Annotated in this window: 4 protein-coding genes and 2 pseudogenes; 4 read left to right on the top strand and 2 right to left on the bottom strand. The window is 62.6% G+C overall.

The window, feature by feature from the left end:
- Positions 1-122: 122 nt before the first annotated feature.
- Positions 123-1,226, bottom strand: coding sequence for a transposase (locus Q1L50_RS06250; protein WP_300336799.1), 1,104 nt, complete (start codon positions 1,224-1,226; stop codon positions 123-125).
- Between the two features lie 297 nt (positions 1,227-1,523).
- Here Q1L50_RS06250 and Q1L50_RS06245 point away from each other — a divergent pair, with 297 nt between their 5' ends.
- The 4 genes and pseudogenes from Q1L50_RS06245 to Q1L50_RS06230 all read left to right on the top strand — a co-directional run.
- On the top strand, positions 1,524-2,216 hold the full coding sequence (locus tag Q1L50_RS06245) for a hypothetical protein (protein ID WP_366145219.1): 693 nt from the start codon (positions 1,524-1,526) through the stop codon (positions 2,214-2,216).
- 62 nt (positions 2,217-2,278) lie between these two features.
- Positions 2,279-2,497 carry a glycine zipper 2TM domain-containing protein gene (locus Q1L50_RS06240; protein ID WP_300336797.1) on the top strand — a complete coding sequence of 73 codons (219 nt, stop codon included), beginning with the start codon at positions 2,279-2,281 and terminating at the stop codon, positions 2,495-2,497.
- Positions 2,498-2,633: 136 nt separating this feature from the next.
- Positions 2,634-2,831, top strand: coding sequence for a hypothetical protein (locus Q1L50_RS06235; RefSeq protein WP_300336795.1), 198 nt, complete (start codon positions 2,634-2,636; stop codon positions 2,829-2,831).
- Positions 2,832-3,492: 661 nt separating this feature from the next.
- Positions 3,493-4,384: pseudogene (locus Q1L50_RS06230) on the top strand (sugar phosphate nucleotidyltransferase); the annotation flags it as partial.
- Positions 4,385-4,699: 315 nt separating this feature from the next.
- Here the strand turns inward: Q1L50_RS06230 and Q1L50_RS06225 are convergent.
- Positions 4,700-4,855: pseudogene (locus Q1L50_RS06225) on the bottom strand (integrase core domain-containing protein); the annotation flags it as partial.

Raw genomic sequence — 4,855 nt, 5'->3', positions numbered from 1 at the left:
TGGATTCGGTTCATCCTGGCCATCTCTGTTCTCCTCTCGCTTCGACAGGGATCAGATTAACCTCCGGCTGGCTCATATGATGAGCCAGTCAGGCGAGCGGCTGAAGAATAGCGCTAATCAGGTCACCAATTGACCGGACTTCGGGTCGTAGGCGTCGGGCACGGGAAGTCCGATAAATGGAATCCGCAGCCACTGGGCAAGAGCCCGGCGGTGATCATGGCGCTCTTGCGCCATGGCGCGATTGCCATCAGCGGAAAGGATTCCCACAACTGCAGGGCCAGCAATTGCGTCAAGGCATAGGCCGTAGAACGAATCTGCATCCACAGTTCCAGCGCGGCCTTCGACTGCTGCCACAGATTGGCCACTCCCCACCAGCGCTTCAGATGGTGAAACAAGGGCTCGATCCCCCGGCGCTCGGCGTAGATTTCCACCACCTGTCGGGCCGACAGATCGGTCTCGGTCGCAAGAATCAGGCGCGGACGCGACCAGGCGTGGTCGGGCAGGAACATCTCGCACCACACCGCCCGTACCGGGAGCCACTTCAGGAATCGCGCCACGGCGATGACCGAACGCACCCGAACCCGCTGCAGCGACGCCGCCACCGCGTTGCCGGTGTCCACCGTACGCGTCAGCACGACGCCGTCCGATGGGGCGCGGATCGACGCCTTCGACAGGTTGATCTCGTCCAGGGCCAGCGCCGCCTGCGCGTCGCTGACGCCGGCGCGAGCGCTGGCCGCGTCGGCGGTCGCCCGTTCGAGTGCAGCGTGGCCGGTATCGAGTTCTGTCCCGGCGGGCAACTGGCCGGCCGAGATGCGTGCCACTTCTTCCAGGCGCGCCAGGTCGGCCGTGGCCTCCTTCACCGTCGTCAGCGTTTGCGTGACCTTTGCCGTCGCCGCCGCCAGCACGGCACGCGAGCGCAGGATCTGGTCGCGCAGCTTGGCTGTGTCGAGTTCGACCCGTGCCTGACCCTTGCGGATCAGATCGTTGACGTCGACGTTGACTTTCAGAACCGTACCGGAGAGTTCGCTGCCGATGTTGGTCGAGCGCGTTGGCTGCAGTGTCCCGTTGGCGGTGACGGTCAGCGTCAGGTTGCCGCGTGCCACCGCCTGCGTGCTGTAGTTCGGCGCCGCGTTGGCGGTTCGCCGCGCTTGCCACCACCACAGGCCGCCAGCCGTTAGCGCCAGCACGGCGGCCGACAGCGCCGGGCGGCGATTTCTGGCAGGCATCGGGTCGTCAGGCCGGGCGCATCGGCGGTTTGCCGCGTGGTGGGCGCAGCTCAGGGCGTCGGGCGTCGCCAGGCGTGCAGCTTCGGTCGACCGAAGCGGTCGGACCGACGAGCACATGCTGCGCCGCTGCCTCTGCGGCGATCTGTACTGCAGCGCACAGACGCGCATTTCGGGCCGGCTATGTGCGGCAGCCGACAGACCGCGGCGGCGGCACTGCCTAAGCTGAACCATCCGAGCCAGCACATGCGGCGGCACTGTACCGTGGCAGACCATGCCCGGTACCTGCAAGCGGCGTGCTTGCTGCTGGCGAAGAAAAGAGTATGCGCGGCGCCGTTTGTCAATGTATCTCTCCGAAACTCATCCGATGAAGGAACGAAAATGAACAGACTCAATATCAATGCGATCGCACTGGCGATCAGTCTCGGTTTCAGTGCCGGTGCGATGGCCGAAGGCATGTCGAAGACCGATTACACCGCCGGCAAGGACAAAGTCGCCGCCGACTACAAGGCGGGCAAGGCAGCCTGTGCCTCGTTGTCCGCGAACGCCAAGGATATCTGCGTCGCCGAGGCCAAGGGTGCGCAGAAGGTTGCAGCAGCCGAACTTGAAGCCACCTACAAGCCCACTACGAAGACCCGCTACAACGCGCATGTCGCCAAGGCGGAGGCAGACTATGGGGTGGCCAATGAGAAATGCGATGACCTGGCCGGCAATGAGAAGGATGTGTGCGTGAAGGAAGCCAAGGCGGCGCAGACGACCGCCAAAGCCGATGCCAAGGCGCAGATGAAGACGACGGATGCGAACGTCACGGCCAACACCAAGACCGCCGATGCGCGCAGTACGGCCAGCGCCAAGACGACCGAGGCGCGCAAGGACGCGACGGCAGACAAGGTCGACGCCCAGTACGCGGTGGCCAAGGAAAAGTGCGACGCCAAGACAGGCGCTGCCAAGGATGAATGCATGGCCAAGGAGAAGGCGAGCGCGGGCAAGTAATCAGCGGCACTCGACCCGGCACGCAGCACCGAAACAGCAATGTTTGACAATGAGGTAATGCCATGAGAACGACGCAGAGATTTGCCTTCAGTGCAGTTGCCGCAGTCATGCTGCTCGGCCTGGGAGGGTGTGCAGGGATGTCGGCGCAGGACAAGAACACCGCTGTCGGCGCCGGCGTCGGGGCCGTTGGCGGTGCCGTCCTGACCGGTGGCAGCGCGGTCGGAACCGTTGGTGGTGCAGCCGTCGGCGGCATCATCGGCCACGAAGTGAGCAAGCCGTAGAGATGCTCGACGGGCGCTGCGCCAGCCCTTCGGGGTCAGCGCGTCGCGGTTGTCCAATGCCCCAAAATGCTCCGGTGAGGGTGAGCGACGCGCTTGCTGTCGCCGTCGGGTGTGGGGGCTATCAGGAGTCAATACCATGTGGAAATCTGGAAAGAGCAGCGGCGCCGCACTGCTCATCGGTGCCTTGCTGGTCGGACTGTCCGGCTGTCAGAAACAGGAAGGCCCGTCGGAGAAGGCCGGCAAGGAAGTCGACAAGGCGGCTGAGAAGGTCGGGCAGCAGGTCGAAAAAGCGGGGAATAGCATCCAGGAAGCAGCAAAGGGCGACAAGAAGTAGCACGCCTGTCCTCACCCGGGACGAAGGTCCGACGCTCGTGCCTGAACCGACGGGGTGCGCGCGCCGCGGGCAGCGTCAATGTCGCCAAGGTGAGGGTTGCAGGCAAATACGATTCATCAAACCATCACAAGGAATTCTCATGAAATATTCGATAGTATTTTCTGCAGTAGCAATGGCTCTGGCTGTCAGCGCGTGCGAGAGAGCGACGGTCGTGACGCCAGCAGCCGTCGTTGCAGTTCCCGGGCCAGCGGGTCCGCCGGGCGCGACGGGATCAACTGGATCAACTGGCGCTACCGGCTCGACCGGGAGCACCGGCGATACAGGGGCCATGGGTGATCGCGGCAAGACGGGTGGTGATACGGTGGTGGTCGTTCCTGCCCCGGCTCCCGCGCGCTGATCTTCGCACGGCGCTGGATCTCTGGCCCGCATGGCGGTGACACAAGCGTCACCCGTGCCGCCAGGGATGAGGCGCTGTCACTTATTGCCAGTGAACGATGAAGAATTCACTGACGATCTGACGGTCGAGTCTATTGTAATTTGTTACCCCACGGGGCTTGTCAGGAACGATGCGGGTGGGGCGAAAGTGGTGCGGCCGAGGTAGGCTGGCCAAACCGCAGCGTGTGGGCGCTTTTCCTACGAGTTGTCATCGAGGGGAAAGGAAATGCTGAATACGCCCAATATTGTTGCCGTGGTCCTCGCAGGTGGCGAAGGCTCTCGCCTGCATCCGCTCACCGAACATCGGTCCAAGCCCTCGGTTCCCTTCGGCGGTCGGTACCGCATCGTCGACTTGGTCCTTTCCAACTTGGTCAATTCGAAGATCTTTGCCATCTACCTCCTGGTTCAATATGCAATACAAGTCGCAGTCGCTGATCGAGCACATCCGCCGCTCCTGGGTGCTGGCACCCATCTTCCCCGAGCAGTTCGACGCCGTGGTTCCGCCGCAGATGTGCGAAGGCCCGGAATGGTTTCAGGGGACTGCCGACGCCGTTTATCAGAACCTGCGACTCATCGAGAGTCACGCGCCGGACCTGGTGGTTGTGTTTGGTGCCGACCATATTTATCGAATGGACGTTCGCCAGATGGTCGCCTTCCACTTGCGCAGCAATGCAGACGTGACTGTCGCGGCGCTACCGGTGCCGATCGGCATGGCCTCCGCATTCGGGATCATTGACGCCGCCGTCGACGGAGCGATCCGCGGCTTCCGCGAGAAGCCAATCGACCCAGCGCCCATGCCGAACGATCCAACCCACGCCTTCGCCTCGATGGGAAATTACATCTTCAACACCGATGTCCTGGTCAACGCTCTGCGGGAGGGTCACCGGCGGGGAGAGAAGGATTTCGGCAAGGACCTGCTGCCGCGCCTCATTCAGACACAGCGGGTGGTTGCCTACGATTTCTCTGAGAACCGAGTCCCGGGAATACGCGACTATGAGGAGCGGGGCTATTGGCGCGACGTGGGGACCATTGATGCCTATTTTCAGGCCCACCAGGATCTGCTGGGTGCTGGGCCGAAGTTCGACATGTTCAACCCCAAGTGGCGAATCGGGTCCAGCAACTACCAAGGGCCGTCGCCGAAATTCTTCCGGGCCGAGGTGGACTAAAGTGGTCCCCTGAGTCAAGACAAATATCAACCCAGTTTAAGTTGTGCATTTGACTTCGCTAGCAGCTGGACGGCGCTGCCCCGGTGTTGCCTTTGACTCTGCCTTTGACTCTGCTTTTGATGCTGTCGTTGACTTTGCTTCTGCGGGTGGGGCATCGCCTGTTCCGCTACGGTCCACAGGCGATGCCCCACCCGCGCCGCCAAACTTGTCGAGGATCAATGCCCTGCCACCTATGCCGTTTCGATAGACGGCTGCGGGTGCCGTGTTGCCCAGGGACTGGTGCGGACGCTCAGCATTGTAGAAGGCAAAATACTCGGCCAGGCCAACCATCCGTTCGCCCATCGTGGCATAGCCCTTCAGATACACGTCCTCGTACTTGACGCTGCGCCAGAGGCGCTCGACGAAGATGTTGTCGAACACGCG

The sequence above is a fragment of the Accumulibacter sp. genome, assembly GCF_029255145.1.
Classification (GTDB): domain Bacteria; phylum Pseudomonadota; class Gammaproteobacteria; order Burkholderiales; family Rhodocyclaceae; genus Accumulibacter.
Note: the sequence above shows the minus strand (reverse complement) of the source record. Positions and strands in the feature narration are given on the sequence as shown.

Bases quoted from the DNA above. Each gene is read 5' to 3' on its own strand.
- Q1L50_RS06250 (WP_300336799.1), bottom strand. From the start codon at position 1,226: ATGCCTGCCAGAAATCGCCGCCCGGCGCTGTCGGCCGCCGTGCTGGCG.
- Q1L50_RS06240 (WP_300336797.1), top strand. From the start codon at position 2,279: ATGAGAACGACGCAGAGATTTGCCTTCAGTGCAGTTGCCGCAGTCATG.
- Q1L50_RS06235 (WP_300336795.1), top strand. From the start codon at position 2,634: ATGTGGAAATCTGGAAAGAGCAGCGGCGCCGCACTGCTCATCGGTGCC.